At 36.9% G+C, this 23,280-nt stretch carries 17 protein-coding genes and 1 pseudogene; 3 read left to right on the top strand and 15 right to left on the bottom strand.

Annotated elements, in window-relative coordinates; genetic code table 11:
* Positions 1–219: 219 nt before the first annotated feature.
* The 3 genes from B1B04_RS12060 to B1B04_RS12070 form a co-directional block, all read right to left on the bottom strand.
* A complete protein-coding gene (locus B1B04_RS12060; protein ID WP_079561834.1) occupies positions 220–1,011 on the bottom strand; it encodes a putative hydro-lyase in 792 nt (263 codons plus the stop codon).
* Positions 1,012–1,271: 260 nt separating this feature from the next.
* Positions 1,272–2,525: an NRAMP family divalent metal transporter gene (locus B1B04_RS12065; RefSeq protein WP_079561702.1), complete on the bottom strand. Its 1,254-nt coding sequence runs from the start codon at positions 2,523–2,525 to the stop codon at positions 1,272–1,274.
* Between the two features lie 4 nt (positions 2,526–2,529).
* Positions 2,530–3,294: a LamB/YcsF family protein gene (locus B1B04_RS12070; RefSeq protein WP_079561703.1), complete on the bottom strand. Its 765-nt coding sequence runs from the start codon at positions 3,292–3,294 to the stop codon at positions 2,530–2,532.
* A gap of 276 nt (positions 3,295–3,570) precedes the next feature.
* Between B1B04_RS12070 and pxpB the strand changes: the two genes are divergently transcribed.
* Both pxpB and B1B04_RS12080 read left to right on the top strand, forming a co-directional pair.
* Positions 3,571–4,311 (top strand): 5-oxoprolinase subunit PxpB, encoded by a 741-nt coding sequence (gene pxpB, locus B1B04_RS12075; RefSeq protein ID WP_079561704.1) that lies wholly within the window; start codon positions 3,571–3,573, stop codon positions 4,309–4,311.
* Entirely contained in the window at positions 4,302–5,291 is a 990-nt protein-coding gene (locus B1B04_RS12080; protein WP_079561705.1) for a 5-oxoprolinase subunit C family protein, read from the top strand. Before pxpB ends, B1B04_RS12080 begins: the two co-directional genes overlap by 10 nt.
* Before the next feature lie 86 nt (positions 5,292–5,377).
* Here the strand turns inward: B1B04_RS12080 and B1B04_RS12085 are convergent, their stop codons facing one another.
* From B1B04_RS12085 to B1B04_RS12140, 12 genes and pseudogenes are all read right to left on the bottom strand, one after another.
* Positions 5,378–6,136, bottom strand: coding sequence for an IclR family transcriptional regulator (locus tag B1B04_RS12085; RefSeq protein ID WP_079561706.1), 759 nt, complete (start codon positions 6,134–6,136; stop codon positions 5,378–5,380).
* Between the two features lie 641 nt (positions 6,137–6,777).
* Positions 6,778–7,098, bottom strand: a pseudogene (locus tag B1B04_RS26165) (MFS transporter); the annotation flags it as partial.
* Between the two features lie 219 nt (positions 7,099–7,317).
* Positions 7,318–8,463: an alanine dehydrogenase gene (gene ald, locus B1B04_RS12095; protein WP_079561707.1), complete on the bottom strand. Its 1,146-nt coding sequence runs from the start codon at positions 8,461–8,463 to the stop codon at positions 7,318–7,320.
* A gap of 26 nt (positions 8,464–8,489) precedes the next feature.
* The gene (locus tag B1B04_RS12100; protein WP_079561708.1) at positions 8,490–9,911 is read right to left on the bottom strand and encodes an aldehyde dehydrogenase family protein; all 1,422 of its coding nucleotides are present in this window, start codon (positions 9,909–9,911) and stop codon (positions 8,490–8,492) included.
* 22 nt (positions 9,912–9,933) lie between these two features.
* Complete coding sequence (locus tag B1B04_RS12105) at positions 9,934–11,244, bottom strand: aminotransferase family protein (RefSeq protein ID WP_079561709.1); 1,311 nt, start codon at positions 11,242–11,244, stop codon at positions 9,934–9,936.
* A 348-nt stretch (positions 11,245–11,592) separates the two neighbouring features.
* Complete coding sequence (locus B1B04_RS12110; RefSeq protein WP_170938967.1) at positions 11,593–12,846, bottom strand: ArgE/DapE family deacylase; 1,254 nt, start codon at positions 12,844–12,846, stop codon at positions 11,593–11,595.
* A gap of 77 nt (positions 12,847–12,923) precedes the next feature.
* Positions 12,924–14,312: an APC family permease gene (locus B1B04_RS12115; protein WP_079561711.1), complete on the bottom strand. Its 1,389-nt coding sequence runs from the start codon at positions 14,310–14,312 to the stop codon at positions 12,924–12,926.
* Positions 14,313–14,366: 54 nt separating this feature from the next.
* A complete protein-coding gene (locus B1B04_RS12120; RefSeq protein WP_240518282.1) occupies positions 14,367–15,638 on the bottom strand; it encodes an APC family permease in 1,272 nt (423 codons plus the stop codon).
* Positions 15,639–16,007: 369 nt separating this feature from the next.
* Positions 16,008–17,642: an amidohydrolase gene (locus B1B04_RS12125; protein ID WP_079561712.1), complete on the bottom strand. Its 1,635-nt coding sequence runs from the start codon at positions 17,640–17,642 to the stop codon at positions 16,008–16,010.
* Positions 17,643–17,799: 157 nt separating this feature from the next.
* On the bottom strand, positions 17,800–18,456 hold the full coding sequence (locus B1B04_RS12130; RefSeq protein ID WP_079561713.1) for a GNAT family N-acetyltransferase: 657 nt from the start codon (positions 18,454–18,456) through the stop codon (positions 17,800–17,802).
* Positions 18,457–18,623: 167 nt separating this feature from the next.
* Complete coding sequence (locus B1B04_RS12135; RefSeq protein WP_079561714.1) at positions 18,624–20,045, bottom strand: NAD-dependent succinate-semialdehyde dehydrogenase; 1,422 nt, start codon at positions 20,043–20,045, stop codon at positions 18,624–18,626.
* Positions 20,046–20,106: 61 nt separating this feature from the next.
* Complete coding sequence (locus B1B04_RS12140) at positions 20,107–21,483, bottom strand: aminotransferase family protein (protein WP_079561715.1); 1,377 nt, start codon at positions 21,481–21,483, stop codon at positions 20,107–20,109.
* Positions 21,484–21,693: 210 nt separating this feature from the next.
* Here B1B04_RS12140 and B1B04_RS12145 point away from each other — a divergent pair, with 210 nt between their 5' ends.
* Positions 21,694–22,605: a LysR family transcriptional regulator gene (locus B1B04_RS12145; protein ID WP_079561716.1), complete on the top strand. Its 912-nt coding sequence runs from the start codon at positions 21,694–21,696 to the stop codon at positions 22,603–22,605.
* Positions 22,606–23,280: the final 675 nt, after the last annotated feature.

Here is a 23,280-nt window from a genome sequence, read left to right on the forward strand (position 1 = left end):
TTTTAGGAATGTAATTTATTGAGTACAAAGGACTTCTAAATACTGAAGTCCTTTGTAAATATTAAAAATCAACAATATTATTTAACAGAGCCTTATAAAAAAAATCAAAGCTGATGGAATTTTACTCGTCGTAAAACTTCACCAGCTTTTTAGATTTCAGAAATTGGTTTTGTCCCATCCCCTTGACGCTTACTATAAATAGACGTCCTCGATCATTCCTTAAAGTATGCTCAAACTTGTTTCCTTTATATCAGTGATTAGCATATGACCCGGTGCATGGGTAATTATAATAGAAGGTTTACTTTCCATTGCTACTGCCTGAGGGGTTACGCCACAAGCCCAAAATACTGGTACTTCCCCTGACTTAATGGACACGGCATCACCGAAATCTGGTTTTGAAATATCCGTAATACCTATCTGTTCTGGACTACCAATATGAATTGGTGCACCGTGTACATTTGGAAAGCGCGAAGTAATTTGGATTGCACGAATGGCATCCTCTGGAGTCATAGGGCGCATACTGACAACAGTTGGTCCTTCAAACACACCTGCTTTCTCACACGCGATATTTGTTTTATACATTGGCACATTACCATTCTCTTGAATATGTCTTATTGGAATACCAGCTTCAAGAAGAGATGTTTCAAATGTAAAGCTACACCCTATTAAAAAACCTACCATATCCTCTTCCCAATAATCTGTAATATCTAATACTTCTTCAGTTAAAATACCATCCCGATAAATACGATATTTCGGAATGTCCTTGCGAATATCTGCATTTTTTGCAATTTTTGAAGGTATAAATGATCCAGGTTCTGTCACGTCTAATAATGGACATGGCTTTGGATTTCGCTGACAAAATAGTAGAAAGTCAAAGGCATGCTCCTTCTTCAAAATCACTAAATTTGCTTGGGTAAACCCAATCGACATGCCAGAAGTTGGTCCAGAAATTTCTTGATTGCGAATTAGTTTTCGGATTTCATTCGGCTCTAAAGCACTATATGTTGTCATCATCAATTCACTCCTTATCAATTATGCCTTGGCGTAATTGCGTCCGGATTTTGAATTGTGCCAGCACAATTCATTCCTTTGAAAATCCGTGACATCCGCCGGAGGCTTTTATTTTTATTCAGTAGGTGTTTGGATACCCACTGAAAAGGTACAAAAATCGCATTCATCTCACCACCTATAGAGGTGGGAGTCTTCTGCTGAATAAAGATAAATTAACCATCCATGAAAAGATGCTCATGGATGGTTGTTTGGTTGTTAGATTAACTAAGAATTTTTGGAATTTCTTCAAATAATGTAACAATGCTGAGATATCCCATAAGAACAACTACCATTGCTCCAGTGACAGTTAACCAACGTGGATGCCTATATGTACCAACAATTTCTTTTTTGTGTGCAGCAACTAATATAATACCAAGTGATAATGGTAAAACTAGTGCATTTAATGCACCTACCAAAATTAACACATTAACAGGCTTTCCAACCAAGGCAAAAGTTGTTGTTGAAATGACGATAAATGCTATAATCACCCAATTATGATATTTTTCAATGTTAGGGTGGAATGAACGAATAAATGAAACGGATGTATAAGCTGCACCTACAACAGAAGTAATCGCTGCAGCCCACATAATCATACCAAACATACGATAACCGATATTACCCGCAGCTAATTGGAATACAGATGCAGGTGGATTGGCAGGATCAATAACTAAACCTTTTGAAACAACACCAAGAACAGCTAAAAATAAAGCAATACGCATTACGCCAGTAATCAATATCCCTGTCACAGAGCTTTTTGTTACTTCTGGCAAGGATTCTTGTCCTTTGATGCCAGCGTCCAAAAGGCGGTGACCACCAGCAAAAGTAATGTAACCCCCAACTGATCCACCAACCAAAGTTACAATCGCAAACCAGCTAATTTCTTTAGGCCAAACGGTGTTTACAATCGCATCTCCTACAGGTGGTGAAGTTTTAAAAGCAACGAATAGCATGAGGAGAATCATGACACCGCCAGCAATTTGCGCAACCTTGTCCATTGCCTTTCCTGCTTCTTTATAGATAAATATAAAAATAGCAAAAAGTGCACTTACAATGGCACCCATAATTGGATTTACGCCAAGCATTGCATTTAACCCTAATCCAGCTCCAGCAACGTTCCCAATATTAAATGCTAAACCACCTGTAACAATCATAATTGCAAGGATAACACCTAATCCAGGTAACACCTTATTGGCAATTTCTTGCCCACGCAAGCCAGAAACAGCAATGATTCGCCAAACGTTTACCTGTGCGACAATATCTAGAATTAATGAGATTAAAATTACAAATCCAAAGCTAGCCGCTAATTGCTGTGTAAATACTGTCGTTTGTGTTAAAAAACCTGGTCCAATAGATGAGGTAGCCATTAAAAAGGCAGCTCCTATTAACACACTTTTACTTGCTGTTTTCTTAACAAATTTACCTTTTTTCTCTTGCTCGATTCCCGCTTCACTAACTTCCGATTTTTTTGCTACCATTGGCTTACCCCTCCTTGATTGCACGTACTGATATTTGATGATCTGCTAATCTTGAATGAATATATTCTGCAAATTCTACAGCATGTTCCCCATCCCCATGAATACAAATAGTATTTGCCTGTAATGGGACATCGATTTTCTGTTGTGACAGCACAATTCCCTCTTTCACCATTCTCACAACTTGATTCACAGCTTGTTCTTTATCGGTAATCAATGCATCAGGTTGTTTACGAGATGTTAAAGAACCATCCTTCTGATAGGTACGATCTGCAAACACTTCATGGGCTGTTTGAAGCCCTACTTTTTCTCCGGCTTTTGTTAATTCACTACCTGAGAGACCGAATAACACAAGTGAAGGTGAAATATCATAAATGGCTTGTGCGATTGCCTCAGCAATCGCTGGATTTTTAGCAGCCATATTATAAAGTGCTCCATGTGGTTTAACATGCTGCATCGTTTCATTGTAAGTCGTTAGAAAACCTTGCAATGCTCCAACTTGATAAATGACCATATCATAGGCTTCCTGTGGTGTGATGTTCATCTCACGTCGTCCAAAGCCATTTAAATCCGGTAATCCTGGATGTGCCCCGATTTTCACACCATTAGCAATGGCTAGCTTAACTGTCTCTCGCATGACTGTTGGATCTCCAGCATGGAATCCACAAGCAATATTAGCAGAAGTTACATATTTTAAGATTTCTTCTTGCTCTCCAAGTCGATAACGACCAAAACTTTCCCCTAAATCACAGTTTAAATCAACTCGAAACATCTTCTTCCCCCATTTTCTTCCCACTAAAATAGTTACACTGAATACGTTTTCAAACATTCTGTACCGATATTCGGAACTTAAGTTTTGAAATTTAAAAAAATCTTATCATATTTTATTATTACTGAAAAGTATAAATTTAAAATTTTGAGAAAGAATTTTTTTTTTGAAATTTTCATTTAAATTAAACTTGTTTTCGTTTATTGTTTAAATATAATATTAATAATCCGTTATTTAAAACTCACATACCGAATTACGAAACTTCAGGAGATGGTTTTTATGATGAATTTAAAAGAGAATGTACAGATAAGACCTTTGAGTGATTCTGCACTAGTTATACATGTAGGTGAAGGAATCAGTGAGGCAAATCACAACAAAGTTAAAAATATATTGAACTTATTAGAGAGAAATCCATTTAAAGGATTCATCGAAGTTGTACCTGCCTATAATAATGTGACGGTTTATTACAATCCGATTGAAGTATACTTTTCAAATATAGGAAAAGAAGGCGAAATGCCTTACGAAAAGGTGAAAGCAACAATTCTTTCTTTAATGAATCAATCTCACATAGTTGAAACAACGAAGGCACGTGTCGTAAAAATCCCTGTAGTATATGGTGGTGAAATGGGACCAGATTTAGAATTTGTAGCCTCTTATCATGGTTTAACACCTAATGAAGTGATTAACATTCATTCTTCTGTGGAATATCTTGTTTACATGATAGGCTTTGCTCCAGGTTTTCCGTTTATGGGAGGAATGGACAAACGAATAGCAACACCTCGTAAAGAAACTCCACGGTTATCGATTACTCCGGGGTCTGTTGGAATTGCGGGAAATCAAACAGGTATTTATCCATTAGAAACTCCAGGGGGATGGCAAATTATCGGACGAACACCTTCTCGTTTGTTTCTACCTGAACAATCTCCTCCAACCTTATTACAACCTGGTGATCGAATTCAGTTTGTACCAATTTCGTTGGAAGAATATAAGAGCGACTGGGAGATGAAAACATGGGCATAAAAGTATTACAGCCAGGTATGCTGGCAACCATTCAAGACCTAGGAAGATATAGGCTACAAAAGTTTGGTATTATCGTCGGAGGAGCAATGGATTCAAATTCCTTACGAATTGCGAATTTACTTGTTGGTAATTCGGAAGGAGAAGGCGCTCTTGAGGTGACACTTTATGGAACATCCCTTTTATTCGAAACGGATGAACTGATCGCTATTACAGGTGGTAATTTGCAACCTACAATAGACGGCAAAGAAGCACCAATGTGGCGACCACTTTTAATTCAAAAAGGATCTGTTTTGAAATTTAATACTGCGATTAGTGGTTGCCGAGCTTACGTATCAATTAGTGGCGGAATTCAAGTGCCCGAAGTGATGAACAGTAAAAGCACCTACATACGTGCTGGAATTGGAGGATTTCAAGGAAGAAAATTACTGAAGAATGATGTCTTTGAATTAGTTAGACGATCAGAGTTAGGAGAGGCTCTTTTTGAACAATTAAAAAAAGAACCAACGTACCTTCCTTGGTCCGCTGATTACACATCCTTTGTTTCATTAAAAAAAACACAAACAATCCGCTTTATAAGAGGCTCTGAATATGAGCATTTCGATGAGGAGAGTTTAAAAAAATTTCTTTCAACACCTTACACCATCACAACACACGCAGATCGAATGGGCTATCGATTAGAAGGAGAAGCTATTCAATTAAAAGAGCCATTTGAATTATTATCGGAAGGAGTTACATTCGGAACGATTCAAGTGCCCTCCAATGGGCAACCAATTATTTTAATGGCAGATCGTCAAACAACTGGTGGATATCCTAAAATAGCTCAAGTGATTGCTGCCGATTTACCATCATTAGCACAAATGCAAACAAATGGTCGAATCTATTTTAAAGAGGTCACTCTTGAAGAAGCTCAATTGGCATTAATTCATCAAGAAAGAAAACGAAATGAATTAGCATTTGGGCTCCGTTTAAAAAGGTTATAGCATATTTAGATAATAATATTTTCTAAAAATCAGCAACTCCAACACAAAATGGGTAATCTCAAATAACTTTTGAGACTACCCATTTTTTAAAGCTGTTCATACCCTAATTGTTTAGAAATTTGTGCGGTAGCCTTTTTAAGTTTATCGACGAAAATTTCAACGTTTTCCCCTTGATAATTGGTTTCTAGTCCCGCAATACTCATTGCCGCAACGACTTCCCCTTTATGATCGTAAATCGGTGCTGCAACAGCAGATGTATAATTTTCTAATTCTGAATGGCTGATTGTATAACCAAGATCTCTAGCCTGCACAATCGTTTCAAAAAGCCTTTCCTTTCCCGTGATCGTCCCCATTGCAAATGATTTAAGTTCTACCGATTCGAGATATTCCTTTATGTCTGCATCCGGTAAAAAGGATAATACAGCACGAGGGCATGCTCCTGCATAAAGAGGACTTTTTCTACCAATAGCTGTGTAGAGTCGAACTTTTTGCTTCGTATCTATTTTCTCGATATAAACAGCATCGTCACCATCACGAACGATTAAATTTATCGCTTCTTTTACATCATTATGTAACTCATTCATAATTGGTTCTGCAATTTTCCGCACATCTAGGCGCATAGATACTAGATGTCCAAATTTAAGGAAGAGAACACCTAACCTATATTTTGAATCAGTTCCCTTCTCTAAAAATTCCATTTCCTCAAAAGATTTCAACATGCGGAAAGCAGAGGTTTTAGGAATTCCTGATAGCTCAATTACTTCTTGAAATGACAGTTCAGTATGATCGATAAATAAATTTAATATATCCATAGAACGAATAACCGTTTTATTATTATTTGTCAATTTAAGTTTTCTCCCCCTTCTATACTAGATTTAATCTAATCATAATTTTTCTTTTCTTAAATAATAATTATACCTAATATCTTACTGTTTTTATATACCCTGGCTCTTCATCAAAACGTGTGGTTGATTTCTTTGATAGAAAGAGCTTGTTTTTGATAAAAGCCCAAATAGTTTCGATAAAATGAGATTTTGTTTCGATAAAAGCTCAAATAGTTTCGATAAAGATCGATTTTGTTTCGATAAATCTTCAAAGTATTCCTATAAAACGAACGAAAGGAGTTTTAGTGATTCTATTTTGGGGCTCGACACGAAAACATTCACAAAGATTACCTTGATCATTTTGTTTTTCAATACTAAGAAAAGAGTTGTCTCTTGCGTCTGAGACAAACTCCTTTTTTGGCTCTTCCGACTGGGCGCTTTGTAGCTAACGCTACAGAAAACATTTGTTGTTGCTGTCGCTACGCTTTCGCACAGAGAAAGATTCCTGGGGGCGCCCAGCCGGAACGAAGAGCAAGTAATACAGGGCATATATTTTAAAAAATGTCATCCACAACTTTGGTGATAAGCCTCTACCCTATAAATCAGGTTGATAAAGGAATAAAAAACAAGAGCAAAAGAATGGTTGCTTTGCTTCATGCTCTTTACCCCTGTTTATTATTCTTATTAAAGCTCTGACGTTTTTCCTTAAATAAAATCACGCCAATCAAACCAACGATGGAGAAGATAACCGGCGTGATGAAACCATAGTAATATCCATCAAATAGATTTCCTGAAGTTGATTGAAAATGATCCAATATATAGCCAAAAATGATGGGTAGCAATACAGCACTTAGAAAGCCACCCGTATTCGCAATCCCTGAAACAATTCCTGATTCTTCAAGTTTAAAAGATTGACGTACAGCTGCAAAGGTTAATGCACTTGCCCCATATCCAAAGCAAATGATAAAGAAAATAATAATTAAAAAGCACCTCCTTTAATTGTTACGTCTATCGTACCGGAGGTGCCTGGTTGTTTATATTCGTTATTTGATTACGGTCTTACGCATAATCTAGCTCTTTCATGTGTTTTGAAAATTATCGAAATTTAAAAATAGAAAAGAAGGTGAAAGCTTGGTAGATTACGTACGTTCCCTACCAATTTTCACCTTCTGTTCATATCAAATAACATTATTTCTCTTATTCTATTTAACTGCTAACGCCGAAGTTGAATCTGCTGCTAATTCTACTTGTAGATCCGTATATGGTAATCCATGTGCATCAGCTACCGCTTTATATACTATTTTTCCATTTACTACGTTTATCCCCTTCGCTAAAACAGGATTATCTAAAGCAGCTTGGCGATAGCCTTTATTAGCTATTTGCAAACCGTATGGAACAGTTACATTTGACAAGCCCATTGTTGAGGTACGCGCGCAAGCACCTGGCATATTCGCAACTGCGTAATGCACAACCCCGTATACTTCATAAGTAGGATTACTATGAGTAGTAATTCGATCAATTGTTTCAATAGAACCCCCTTGATCTACCGCTACATCCACTACAACAGACCCCTTTTGCATCGTTTGAATCATTTCTTTTGAAACTAATTGTGGTGCACGTGAACCTGGAATTAGCACAGCACCAATTAACAAATCTGCTGTTTTCACTGCTTCAGCGATATTGTAGGTATTTGATGCAAGTGTACGAACACGTCCTTGGAACATATCATCTATTTGACTTAAGCGTGTAATATTAACGTCTAAAATTGTTACGTTTGCACCTAATCCTACTGCCATTTTCGCAGCATTCGTCCCGACAACTCCAGCACCTATAATCACTACATTTCCAGGTGCAACACCAGGTATACCACCTAAGAGAACCCCTTTTCCTCCTTTGGAATTTTCTAAAAACTGTGCACCAATTTGTACAGACATTCGGCCTGCAACTTCACTCATTGGCGTTAATAACGGTAAGGCACCTGAATCTAATTGAATTGTTTCATAAGCAATTCCAGTAACTTTACTTTCAAGCAAAGCTTTCGTTAATTCTGGCTCTGGAGCTAAATGTAGGTATGTGTAGAGAATTAGATTCTCTTTAAAATATTTGTACTCCTCCTGAATCGGCTCCTTCACTTTAATCACCATATCAACATCCCAAGCTTCCTTAGTCGATTTAGTAATTTGAGCGCCTACATCTAAATAATCTTGGTCTGTAAATCCACTACCTAGCCCTGCACTCGATTCAATTATTACTTCATGACCACCTTTTTTGTAAGCAACAACACCTGCTGGAGTAATTCCTACTCGATTTTCATTATTTTTTATTTCTTTAGGTACACCAATTATCATTATATTTCCTCCTACCTATTTTTTTATTAGTTTTGGTTTATAACTACAAGTTTCATTTCTGTCATTTCCTCAATTGCATACTTCAGCCCTTCTCTTCCCATACCACTTTCCTTTACGCCACCATATGGTAGATGATCTAAACGGAATGTAGGAATATCATTTATAATGACACCACCTACATGGAGTTTTTGCGTTGCCTGTAAAGCAACATGGATATTATTTGAATAAACACCAGCTTGCAAACCATATTTGGAGTCATTTACTTGTTCAAATGCCTCTTGAATAGATGAAAACTTCATAATAGATACGATTGGTGCGAATACCTCCTGACAGGAAACCTTCTGCTCCGGTTTTACATTTAATAGTACGGTAGGTTGTAAGATATTCCCTTCAGATTCTCCACCAGTTGCAATAATTGCCCCTTGCCCCTTTGCTTCTTCAATCCAACTTAATGTTCGTTTTACATCTTGTGGACTAATTAAGGCTGAAACATCCGTTGTAGGATCTAGGGGATCACCAAGTTTCAACTCTTTTGTAGCTGTTACAAATTTATCTACAAACAAATCATACATTTTTTCGTGAACATAGATTCGTTGAACTGAAATACATACCTGCCCTTGGAATGCAAATGCACCGGAAACGACACGTGGAATTAATTTATCAATATCAACATTTTCATCGATAATAACAGCCGCATTAGAACCCAATTCAAGCGTTACTTTCTTAAGACCTGCTTGATTGCGTATGCCAATACCTACAGCGGGGCTACCTGTAAAAGAAATCTTTTTCACGCGATTATCCGTGACTAATTTGTTACCAATTAAAGAACCTGCACCAGTAACGATATTTAACGCACCCTTCGGTAATCCTGCCTCTTCTAATAATTCACCAATAAAATAGGAAGTTAATGGTGTTTGACTTGCAGGTTTTAATACAACCGTGTTACCTGATGCTATTGCTGGCCCTACTTTATGAGCTACTAGATTCATTGGGAAATTAAAAGGTGTAATAGCTGCCACGATGCCTAATGGTTCACGAACCGTATAGGCAATGCGCCCGTCTCCACCGGGGGCAGCATCCACAGGAATTGTTTCTCCGTGTATTCGCTTTGCTTCTTCAGCAGCAAATTTATACGTTTGAATTGTACGCTGAACTTCAGCTTTGGCGGTTGAAATAGGCTTGGCTGCTTCTAGTGCTATTAGCTCTGCTGCTTCTTCAGCACGTGCTTCTAATAAAGAAGCTAATTTTTCAAGAATAATCGCACGCTTATACAAAGGCATATTCGCCATCGTTTTACGTGCAGCATCGGCAGCTACTAAAGCTGCTTCTACTTCCTCGACATTTGCCTTCGGTATTTCTGCAATGACTTCGCTACTATATGGAGAGCATAATTCTGTATACTCTGCTGCTTCCACCCAATCCCCATTGATAAATAAATTTTTCCTCATTATAATTACCTCACCTTTCGTATTACAACTTATTTGCCAATACCTGATTCTCTACTTCTTGAATCGCCTTTTCTAGAATATCTAATAAATCTCTTAACTCCTTTTGGCTTATTGATAATGGTGGTGAAAATACAACAATATCTTGAGCATCTAGTACAACAGAGCGACATATTAATCCCAACTTTGCTGCCTCTGACACTATTTGCGGAGCGAGGAGCCTTCCTTCATAAGAGATTTCTATACCTGCCATTAAACCTAAACCTCTTGCATCTACAATAAATGGATACTTCGCTTGTAATACTTTTAACCCTGCTAATAGCTCTTTACCACGAATTTCTGCATTTGCTACTAAATTATCTTTCTCTATAATTTCAATGTTTTTCAACCCAACTGCACAAGCCATTGGATGACCACTATAAGTGTATCCATGCAATATAGTTCCTTCTGATAACTCAGAAAATTCTTGGTGTATTTTCTCTGAGATCATTACACCACCTAATTGTGCATATCCACTAGTAACACCTTTTGCAAAGCACATCATATCCGGTACCACATTAAAATGTTCCATCGCAAAGAACTTACCCGTCCTACCAAATCCTGTGATAACTTCATCAGTTATCATCAAAATACCGTACTCATTGCAAATTTCACGAATTTCTTTGAAATAATTATCCGGTGCAACATGCACGCCCCCTGCACCTTGTACTGGCTCGGTGATGAAAGCAGCTATTGTTTCTGGACCTTCAGTTTCAATCAAATCACGTAAAGCCTGTATGGAAAAATGATCTACGAATAGAAAATCCGGTGCATTCGAATTTGTAAAATCACGAAATCCTTTTAAACCCGTCGCACTTGTAGCACCGATTGCCACCCCGTGATAAGATCTCGATCTTGAGATAATTTTTTTTCGAGAAATTTCCCCTTTTAATATCCAATAATGACGAGCCAATTTATAGGCGCTATCATTGGATTCGGAACCACCGGACGTAAAAAATGTAGTATTTAAATCACCAGGTGCTAATTCTGCTAACTTTTTTGCTAATAGAATAGCAGGCTCATTACTAAACGTTGCAAAACAAGAACTGAAGGCTAATTTATCCATTTGTTCCTTCGCTACTTCACCGAGTTCTGTTCTACCATGTCCGATATTCACATTCCAAAGTGAAGACATACCATCAATAACTTTTTTACCTGTAATATCATACAGATAAACACCTTTTCCTTCTGTAAAAATAAATCCCGGTCCATTTTCCGTCTTTACTGGTGAAGTAGGGTGTAGAAAATGCTTTTGGTCTAACACTTTAAGTTCTTCAACAGAATAATTTCTTTTCATAAAAATACATCCTCTCTTTTAAATGTTTTTAAACAATACACTCACAATTAATAAACAATAAGCTAGCCAACTACTAAAATGTGATTTACTTACATCTCGAAAATGAATTGATTTAATTTTCAATTAATTTTGAATACAGGAATTGTTTCGTCGATTTAATTGTTAAGAGAGATTTGTTTTATCAAATCATTTTCCACACTAATAATTTCCCGATTAAAAGTTTTTTTAGTGTAATTGCATTAAACCCCTTTTTCCACAATATCCCTAATCATTCAGCTACCCAAGTTAGAAGCATTATGAGAGATACTATATTAGTTTGAAATGAATATTCCCAAAAGTTAACGATGATTAACTCTCGCTCCACTTAATAATATAATTTGCCAAAACATTAGCTACTTCTACTACGCTATCTAAATGAACACATTCATCTGGTCCATGCATATTTTCTCCAATTGGCCCAAAGCACAATCCTTGTTTTCCGTAATACTGAGTAAATCGTGCATCATTTCCTCCAGCTCTCCCAACCATTATTACTTTATGTCCCATAACATCTTCTGCATTTTCGATGAATAATTTTACAAAAGGGTTCTCAGGATCTTGGTACCATGGCTCCGTTGACCATCCAAACCACTCTATAACAGGTGGATTTTTATCCATCCACTCATCGCCTAAGACAGATTTCATAATCGTGTCTTGTACTAGTTGCTTAATTTCTTCGCGAGTTTCCCCTGGGATAAAACCAATTCTTCCTTCGAGGATCGCTTCCCCTGGAACTGTCGATACCCAGTCCCCAGCTTTTAGTACACCTAAGTTTAAGTGAACGGACTGTCCAGACCCCTTTTCAAATAAATCAAACTTAACATTTTTAGCACGCCATTCACTTAATTCATCCAGCGCACTAAGGATTTTCATCATTTTTGAAATAGCATTTATGCCTTCATGCGCTAAACCAGCATGCGCTGTTCTTCCCTTTACGTACACTCGGAAATACATAATTCCCCCATGACTTATTGTCATATTCAAATTATGTGGCTCTGTCGAAATGTACCCATCTGTTACGAAGCCTTCCTCCAAGCATGCTAAAGCTCCGCCTCCACCACCAGCTTCTTCTTCTATTACTGAATGTAGCTGAACATCTCCAGCAATTGGATAACCTAAATCAATTAATGTTTTCAATGCGAACAAATTTGAAATAAGTCCTGCTTTCATATCGGCAGAGCCTCGACCGTATAACTTGTTTCCAATAATATCTCCACTCCATGGGTCCATCGTCCAGTTTGAATATGGTTCTGGAGAAACAACATCTACATGCCCATGAATCGTTAATGACTTACCATTGGAGACACCTTTATGTATTCCAATAATATTTTTTCGGTCTTCAAACGGAATACCTGAATCAATAAACGCTTCATGAGCTGAAACCTTCTCATATTTTGGTTCAATCTCATGCAAAATCAAGTTAAGTTCTTCATATTTTTTTTTCATGTATACTTGCATCTCTTGTTCATTACCAACAACGCTTTTTATACGTACGACATCTTGAATTGTTTTAAATAATTCTTCTTTATTTTCTTCTATATACAGTCGGATTTTTTCTTTCAAAGCAATCACTCCTTTATTTACTTCTTGTGTCATTAAAAAGAGGAAGATTATCTAAGAGATTCTCATCCTCTAAATAGTTAATTCAAGACTTTAATCTTATCTTCATTAAAAATCTCTTTATCTAATGACTCCAAGTCATCAATAGAGTCCATGCTTCCAAGTTCTTTTTTAAAGAATCTTGTTATAAACAGCATGTAAATGATTCCGATTATAAGCCAAACGATTCCACCTATAAATGCATCAGCGTGTAAATGATACCAAAGAACTCCAGTAGCTAATGCTCCGAAAGAAGGCATAATTAAGTACTTAAAGGTTTCACTGCCTGATCTCCTTTTCTGACGAATATAGAAATGAACAATAACAGATAGGTTAACGAATGTGAATGCAATTAATGCCCCAAAGTTAATGACTGAAGCAATTAATTCTAAATTTGGTCCTATTGCAAATAATGATACGATTCCCGTCAAAACAATCGTAAAAACAGGCGTTCTAAATTTAGGGTGTAAGTATCCGAAAGTTTTTTTAGGAAGTACACCATTTCTGCCCATAACAAACAGCAAACGAGATGCACTTGCGTGAGATGCAAGCCCTGAAGCTACAGTAGCAGCGAAAGCTCCTGCAATGAAAAGCAGTTGGAATAACTTCCCTCCTACATATAAACCAATTTCCGGCAATGTATCATCTACATTTTCGAACACAGAAACATCCGGGAATAATGCTTGTGTAAAATAAGAAGCAATAAAGAAAATACCCCCACCGATTAAAACAGTTAGAAGGATTGCTCTAGGAACTGTTGATGTATCCTTTGCTTCTTCCGTATACATTGTTATTGCGTCGAAACCGATAAACGAGAAAGCTACTACTGTTGCCCCAGTTAAAACTGCTATTAATTTCACATTTTCATGTGATAGTGGATGAATCGTGAATAAAGTACCATTTCCCATACCTTGATAAAGTTGTACAGAAGCAAGTATTATGAAGATACCTATTAAACAAATCGTGAAAACAACGAGTATAAAGTTTAAGCTGGATGTTGATTCCATACTATAAGCATTAATTGCAGTAACTACAATGACATAAGTAAAAACCCAAATCCAAACAGGTACATTCGGAAACAGAGATTCCATATATATTCGAATAATTAATGCATTAACTAACGGTAATAATAAATAATCTAATAACGATGCCCATCCTACGAGGAATCCTAGGTGAGACCCCATTGTTTCCCGGGTGTATGTATATGCTGAACCAGCAGCCGGGAATACCTGTACCATCTTTCCATAACTAATCGCTGTCAATACCATCACTAACAAGGCGACTAAATACGCCATTGGTACTACACCATTTGTTAATTTTGATACAATTCCAAACGTATCAAAGACCACTGTAGGCGTCATATATCCTAATCCCAGTGCAACAATTGACCAAACACCTAATGACCTTTTGAGCGTAGTGTTATCTGTCATTCATCCATCCCCTTTACATATTTTTAGCTGCTTCATTAATGTTTTAAATTGCGACTAATTAATTTGATCTGTATTGAGCACTGGTGGTTTATGCTTAAGACCTTTTGTCATAAATAATAAATAAATAACACCAATTCCTAACCAAACACTACCAAGAGCAATCGAATAAACATCTAGGTTGAAAAGCAAACAAGTTGTAAGTACTGCTCCGATTAATGGAAAAATCAAATAGAAGATAATCCCCTTTAAGGAGCGTTCTTTTCGCTTACCGTAATATAAAAAAACAACGGATAGATTCACAGCAGTAAATGCAAGTAGGGCGCCAAAGTTAATGAAAGACGCGACAATGGTTAGACTTAAAAACAATGAAGATAATGATAAAAGACCAATTAATAAAATGTTGTTAACCGGGGTTCTCGTTCTTTTATTTAGTTTTCCAAAAAATTTTTCAGGTAATTGTCCATCTCTTCCCATTGCGTATAATACACGTGCGGCACTTGCTTGAGATGCGGACGCGGAACCAAATACAACCACTGCAGTTTTTGCTAGGAATGCTGCTTGTAGGGCATTCCCGCCTACTAGGAAAATAATTTCATAGGAAGCAGAATCAGCATCTTTAAAACTCGTATAATCTGGCCAAACATTATGTGCAAAATAAGATACGACTACAAAACATAATCCACCAATTATTGTTACTAAAGATATTGCACGCGGTATGTTTTTCTCCGGATTTTTTACTTCTTCTGAAAAAGTAGAAACTGCATCAAAACCGAGGAAAGAGAAACATAATAGTGCAGCACCAGCAACTATATACTTAAATGACTCCTCAGTATTAATAAAGGGATCAAGGTTAAATAAAATGCCAGTCCCGGTTCCAGTTACTATTGATTTAACTGATAAGATGCAAAAGACAATTAGAAATAATACCGATAAGCCTACTACAATCATGTTGATATTTGCGCTTAACTTTACACCTCTAACATTTACAAACGTCACAAGAACTACTAATGTAAGTATCCAAACATACTGTGGAACTTCAGGTATAGCAGCTGAGAAGAAAATACCAAATAGTAAAAAGTTAACCATTGGGATCAAGAGATAATCCATTAAAATTGCCCATCCCACTAAGAAACCAACATGAGAATTAATAGCTTTTTGCGCATAGGTATAGGCAGATCCCGCAATGGGGTACGCTTTTGCCATTTGACCATAACTATGAGCCGTAAACATCATCACAATTAATGCAATTACATACGATCCAGCGACCATACCATGAGATATTTTAGAGGCTATGCCGTATGTGCTAAACACTGTAGTTAAAGCCATAAAGGCCATCCCAGTAACAACAACAGACGTTAAAGAAAGCGATCTAGACAAATTAACTGGATGTTTTATTTTTTTCACTCCTCGAATAGTAATCAATTACGCCTTGGCGGAATTGCGTCCGGATTTTGAATTGTGCCACCACAATTCATTCCTTTGAAAATCCGTGACATCCGCCGGAGGCTTTGGGCCAACAAGATGTTGGTCACTCAGTCGTTGCCACAGGACGTGGCGTTCTTAGACTGAGTTCCTCTATTTCAGTAGGTGTTTGGACACCCACTGAAAAGGTACCAAAATCGTATTCATCTCACCGCCTATAGAGGTGGGAGTTTTCTGCTGAATAAAGATAAAAAAATCTTCCCAGTAAAATGATCAATTAACTAAAATAGTAGGATAGTAGACTGATTCACTATAAACAACTTCACCATCCATAATTGTTAACAAAACTTTCGTTTGAAGAATTTCTTTATTTTCTACTTCAAAGAGGTTTTTATCTAGTACAATAATATCTGCTAATTTTCCAACTTCTAATGTACCCAAATCTTTTTCTCTGAATGTGCTGTATGCTGAGCCTTTTGTATACGCTTTCAACGCTTCTGCGAGTGTTATCTGCTCTTGACTATTCCACTCATAATCACCAGTAAAGTCTAGTCTCGTAATCGCATGAAAAATTTCTTTAAAAGGATCTAATGTTGCTATTGGATAGTCTGTACCAAGAGCAATATACTCGACTGCATCGTATAACGTTTTACATAAATACGTATAAGGGTCTTTCTCTTTACCGACACGCAAAGTATGACTTTCTTTTGGCATCAACGCTAGATGAGAAGGCTGTACAGATGGAACAACCCCCAATTCTTTAAATCTCTTAATATCTGTCGGATGAATCACTTCAATATGCTCTAGCGCATGTCGTGAATCTCTCACACCATTATCCATCCTTGCTGCTTCAAAAATATCTAGAGCAAGCCTAACTGCACCATCACCAATTGTATGGAAGCGAATTTGAAATCCTTCTTTGTCCGCTTTTGTCACCCAGTTTTTGATCGTTTCTACAGGAAAAGCAGTACTCCCTCGTGTTATAGGTTTGTCTAAGTAAGGATCTAACATGTATGCGGTATGTCCAGTTACAACGCCATCAATAAACTGCTTAAGTCCTGCAAGCTGTAATTTTTCGGAATTGTACTTTTCACGCAAGCTTATCGCTCTATCTATATCATCATTTAACTCAGGGTAAAGATGAATTCGAGTCGTAAGTTTTCCAGCTTCATCATATGCCTTATACATATCGAAACTATTTAACTTATCAAAACTACTTGCAAACAAATCATTTACTGATGTAATGCCTAATTGAGCTGATTTTTTTAAGAACTCTTCAAACAATTCTTCTTTCCGTTTATCCGGAAATGCGAGAGCAATATCCACAACTAAATTCATTGCTGTTTCAAGAAGAATTCCTGTGATTTCATTATTTTCATCTTTTTGAATCGTACCATTAGGAGGGTCTTCAGTTTCATTTGTAACCCTAGCATTTTCAAGTGCTAAACTATTAACCCACGAATAATGACCTTCAGCGTGGAAAAGAATAATCGGGCGATTAGGAACTACTTTGTCTAAAGAAAAACGTGTCGGCAGGCATTTCTCTGCCCAATTTGTATGATCCCATCCATAGCCTATAATCCACTCATCAGCATGCACGTTTTCCGAGAATTGCTTTACTAAACTAGCAACTTCTTCTTCCGAATGAGCATCCGATAAATTGATACTTGCATGCGAGAAAAGACTACCAAACATGAGATGAAGGTGCGCATCATGAAATCCTGGCATAATGAGTTGGTTGCCATAATGATATTCCTTCGTGTCTAAACCTATAAATGGTTTTATTTCCTCCATCGAACCTACCGCAATGATTTTGTTACCTTTAATCGCAATAGCAGCTGGCTTTGCTTCATTTTCTAAACCTGTAAATACTGCTTCACTCGAAATAACTTTATCAGCGATAACCATTTATAACTCCTCTCTTTACCTAAGATTTACTTCTAATGGAACTCTTACAACAATCTTTTGAAAGCGCTTACACAACTAAAGAAGTTAAATAATCTCAAAAAACAATGGGCATCCACTGTTCGCCTATTAAAATAGGCGAACATAACGGACAAAAGACTCATACTAATTTAAGCTTGTAAACTGGATTTTTCCATTCCAAAAGTGTTGCATATTCTAACGACTCAACATCCCCAGGTAAATAGCCTGGCATTACTTTATTTAATACGTATCCGTTTTTCATTTGGAATGTTAATACAGGATCATATATTTTCCCTTTCATTACCTCTAGTGCATACTCATCTGCACTCATCTGCTCAGCATATTTATAGTAAAAAGGTATACGACCACCTACTAAGATACTTTCTAAGTTAAGTTTCTCACATATTCTTTTTCGGCCATCATACAAATAACGCCCCAATTGTAACCCTCTAAAATCTTCGTGTACTCCAATTTCAATACCATATAGGTTTCTACCATTAGGGTTATGATTTCGAATAAATCCTAAATCACAGATTTGAAAATATGAGTGACTATCTCCGTAATCTTCAAAATTTACAATTAGACTTAAAGCGGTTCCTACAATTTTACCGTTATATTCTAGACAAATTTGACCTTCTGGAAACAACTCAATCTGACTTTCAAAATGCTCATATTTTAATGCCATATCAGGTCCAAAACACTTCATAGAAAGTGAGGCAACTTCAGCAAGATCCTCTTTTAAAATATTGCGGACAACTATTTCTTGTCCATTATTTTTTAAATTTACTTGAGACATAATAAATTCACCCTCTTATTTTATTGGAATTAAATTAAAGTTTATTACTTTATTAATTGTGTAGATTGTCTCCCATACATTCTTTAGAAACTATGTATGGGAGACATGGAGAATGTAGATAAGTCTACTACAATATAATTAGTTACCTAGATTAGTAACATTTTTTATTATTTTAAATAAATCGATACAAACTTCTTCTCCAAGTACTCCTCAAGTCCGTACCAACCGCCTTCTTTCCCCATTCCACTTTCCTTCATACCACCAAACGGAGCTTGTACAACCACTGGAGCTGGATCATTAATACCAACAATTCCGAACTCTAAAGCACGCATCATTCGTAAGCCTCGCCCAATGTCTCGCGTATAACAATAAGCTGCAAGACCATATTCAGGATGGTTTGCTCTTTCAACTACCTCTTCTTCCGTCTTAAATGTATAAATTGGTGCAACTGGTCCAAATGTTTCTTCTGTTGTAATCTTCATATTATCGCTTGCATATTGAATAACTGTGGGCTCAAAGAAGTAACCGCTACCATTATTTAATGTAAATACATTACCACCTGCAATTACTTTACCATCATGTTTCACAGCGTCTTCTACTTGACTTTTCACTTTTTCAAGAGCCACTTTATTAATTACTGGACCGACATTTACGCCATCTTCTAATCCATTTCCTACAACTAATTTAGATACCTTTTCAGCTAACTTTCCTGAGAATTCATCAGCTATAGTTTCTGCTACGTAAATCCGATTGGTGCTGATGCAAGTTTGACCTGAGTTAATAAACTTAGACACTAAGATACCATTAACTGCTGCGTCAATATCAGCATCCTCAAACACAATATACGGTGCGTGTCCACCAAGCTCCATTGATATTTTCTTCACTGTATCAGACGAATCACGGATAAGTTTTTTCCCCACACGCGTCGAGCCAGTAAATGTGATTTTACGAACGTCTGGGTTACTCGTCATCTCGTTTCCAATTTCTTCAGCTGGGCCAATTACCAGGTTTGCAACTCCAGCAGGTAGTCCAACTTCATGAAAGCATTCGAATACTTTTATCGCCGAAAGAGGAGTTAAGTCAGCCGGTTTTAAAACAATCGTACAACCTGCAGCAAGTGCAGGTGCAATTTTTCTTGTAATCATCGATAACGGGAAATTCCATGGTGTAATAGCTGCACATACCCCAACAGGTTCGCGAATTACCATTAAGTGTTTATCAGCTGCAGATGCAGGAATTGTTTCCCCATAAATTCTCTTAGCTTCCTCTGCATACCATTCTAGATAGCCGATCGCACCTGCTACTTCACGAGTAGCATCTGGTAAAGGCTTACCATTTTCAAGTGTAATTGTTTCAGCTAATTCTTTTGTTTTTTCTTTCATCAATTGAACCACTTGAAACAGGTAGTTGCTGCGCTCATTTCCAGTTGTCTTACCCCAGAATTCAAATGCTCTCTTCGCACTTTCGATTGCTTCTGTAGTTTCAGTTTTACCACCTGTAGCAACAGTTCTTATTATTTCTCCTGTCGCAGGATTTGTTACATCTAATTTATTTCCGGTATCTCGCCATTCACCATTTATATAAAGCACTAGAGAACCTCTCCTTTTTTAACTATAACCACCACTACTCAACTTACTTTATAGGAATAGTTTAGTTGCGTGTATTTTTAAAAGCAGTAATCGAATCGTCTATAATTTGAATCATTTTTTCAATTTCTTCTTTGTTAATAATAAGCGGCGGTGCAATTGCCACAATTTGGTTATACGCTCCGAGCGCTCTTACTATTAATTGGCGATTGAAACATGCGTCAACTACCGCATTTGCTGGGAAAACAGTTGGATCAAACAATTTTCCACTTGTTGGATCTTCATAAAGTTCAAATGCAGCCAACAGACCAATTACTCTGCAATTTGTTACAATACTATGTTTTTCAGCTAAGTAATCTAAACCTTTTTTAAGTTCTTTCTCCATTTCGTTTACGTGGTCAATAATATTATCACGCTCTAGTATTTCAATGTTTTTCAGTCCAATTGCACAAGCAGTCGGATGGCCACTATATGTGAAACCATGTGGGATAACAGCATCGAAGTTAGCAATTGTTTCTCTAATTTCATCATTCATCATGACCCCGCCAAGTTGCGAATAACCACTCGTAATTCCTTTTGCAATTGACATCATATCAGGGACAACATTCCAGTTGTTTACACCAAACATTTTCCCCGTACGACCAAATCCACAAATAACTTCATCTGCCATGAAAAGGATATTGTGCTCGTCACAGATTTTACGAACTGCTTCTAAGTAACCTTCTGGTGGAATATTAACTCCGCCCGCACCTTGCACAGGTTCAATAATAATTCCGGCAATCGTCTCCGCACCTTCTCTTTCAATTGTTCCACGGATAGATTCTGCATAGTTTGGATCACTTTTATCACCTAACTCGCTGTTTAATAGGTGGGCTGTTGCACGAACAACTCCGTCTATATTTGATGATGCGAACTTGTGGTATGCTGCAAGACCAGTAGCTGTTTGCGCTCCTATCGTTACACCGTGATAAGCATTCGTTAGCGCAATAATCTTTCTTTTTTCTGATTTCCCTTTAAGCTCCCAGTAGAAACGAGCTAATTTAATTGCTGTATCATTTGATTCTGACCCACCAGAAGTGTAGAATACACTATTTAAATCTCCTGGTGCTAACTCAGCTAATTTTTCAGCAAGTAGAATGGATGGTTCATTTGAGAATCCTTTAAATGATGATGCATACGCGAGGGTAGATAATTGACTATTACCAGCATCTGCAAGTTCTTGATTCCCATGTCCTAAGTTCACGTTCCAAAGCATTGACATCCCGTCGATGTATTCCACATCATCCGTACTTGTAACTGTAACGCCTTTACCTTTAACAAAGATGATAGGCGGTCCATTGTCAATTAAAGCCTTCGGATTTGAAGCTGGATGTAGAAAGTGCTTTTTGTCCAGTTTAGCTAACTCTACAGTTTTTGATTGTTGAGTAATTTTAGTTGTCATTGATAAAACCTCCATTTATAAATTAATAATTTGCGATTGGATGGACACACTCTGGTATCAACTAACTTAAAACTAAAATACAGTTTAAAACCAATTTTTGAACTATTCTTAATTATGGAAATATTATATCTTTACATTTTTATAATGTAAATTATAATATTTATATGACTTCCATATATTTTATGAATACTAAAAGGAGGAGTTATCACAATGAACCTTCATCGTTTACATTGTTTTATTACAGTAGTTGAGGAAGGTAGCATTACAAAAGCTGCTACTGCACTGCAAATGACTCAACCCCCCTTAAGTATTTTAATTAGAAAATTTGAACAAGAATTAAATGTCACTTTGTTTAATCGTTTAGGTAGATCTCTTGAATTAACACCAAGTGGAGTATTTTTATATGAAAAAGGAAAAGAATTACTTGATTTATCTGAGAATACGGAGAAGCAATTAGTCGAGTTTCATGAAGGAATTAGAGGTACTGTGAAATTGGGTTGTACTACTTCAGCAAATCTATTTATTTTGCCAAATGTCTTAAAAAAAATTCAAAAGGAAACTCCTAACATAGTTACACATGTTCGCGAGGGTAATACATCATATATTTTAGAAGAACTAAGAAGTCATAAAATAGATATTGGAATTGTCCGAACTTCAGTGAGAGCGGAAGACATCCATACTTCAACACTACTAACAGAACCTTTACTTTTAGCTCTTCCCCCCAACCATCATCTATGTGAAAAAGATTCTATTGATATTGCAGACTTGAAAAACGAGCGATTTCTTTTAAATACAACATCTTATGGATCAGGTGTTGCTGATGATGTGATCGAGGCATGCCAAAAAAGTGGATTTACGCCTAATGTCGTTTACTGGGGGACAGAAACATTACCAACACTTATGATGGTAATGAAAGGCGCAGGAGTTTGTTTTGTACCTAGCTGTTTCAAGCTACTTAATTCTCCTGATTTACCGGTACTTAGACCACTAGCAAATCCAGTGTTACAAACAAAACTTAATATAATTACACTTAAGGATCGTTACATGACATCAATTTCCAAACGATTTCTTGCGATTACCGAAGAGGTTGCAGAGAAAATGACAAGCATTTTTAATGATTAATCTGACTACTCCCACAGCTAAAGCAGTGGGGGTTCTTATATACTTAAGAGAATCCTTACAAAGCTCTCCATAGATGGTGTTGCCATGCCCTGTGTACAACATCTTTGATTTATTTTCTGTTCTATAAGACTTTCTTATTTACACAACCGATGTTGTGTTAGCAATAAGTTTTAACGAAGGCAGGTAGCTCTATCTACGGAGGAATACTCCTCACTTGATTTGTTTGATATCCATGATAAGAGATTGCGTCCGGAATCGACCGAATGCTTTAACTTCTTTCAGTTGGTATTTGAACATCCGCTGAAAAGTAGTTTAAATCTGCACTCATCTCACCACTTAAAGAGGTAGGAGACTTATATAGCTGACGCTTTGCTTTCACTACAATAAACATTTGCTGAAAGAAGTTAAACTCCTATTTCATAAACTACATTCCTCTACTATTCTATCGATGTACCACCATCAAGGAAATTCTAGGGTGAATAGACAAAAAAACGAGGTGCTCAGTGTTCGGATTAGGATTTTTATATGCCCATTGTGCCTAATGTTTTGTACATGGCGGATCAGGTCATTATGTGTTACTTAATAGGTATGGCCAGACCAATACATGGAACATGGAGCCCAGAAAGAAAAAAAGCACCTCCACATACAATCCATTAGTACAGAACTTCGACTGAC

Origin of the sequence: Lysinibacillus sp. KCTC 33748, assembly GCF_002237755.1 — a bacterium.
Taxonomy (GTDB): domain Bacteria; phylum Bacillota; class Bacilli; order Bacillales_A; family Planococcaceae; genus Lysinibacillus.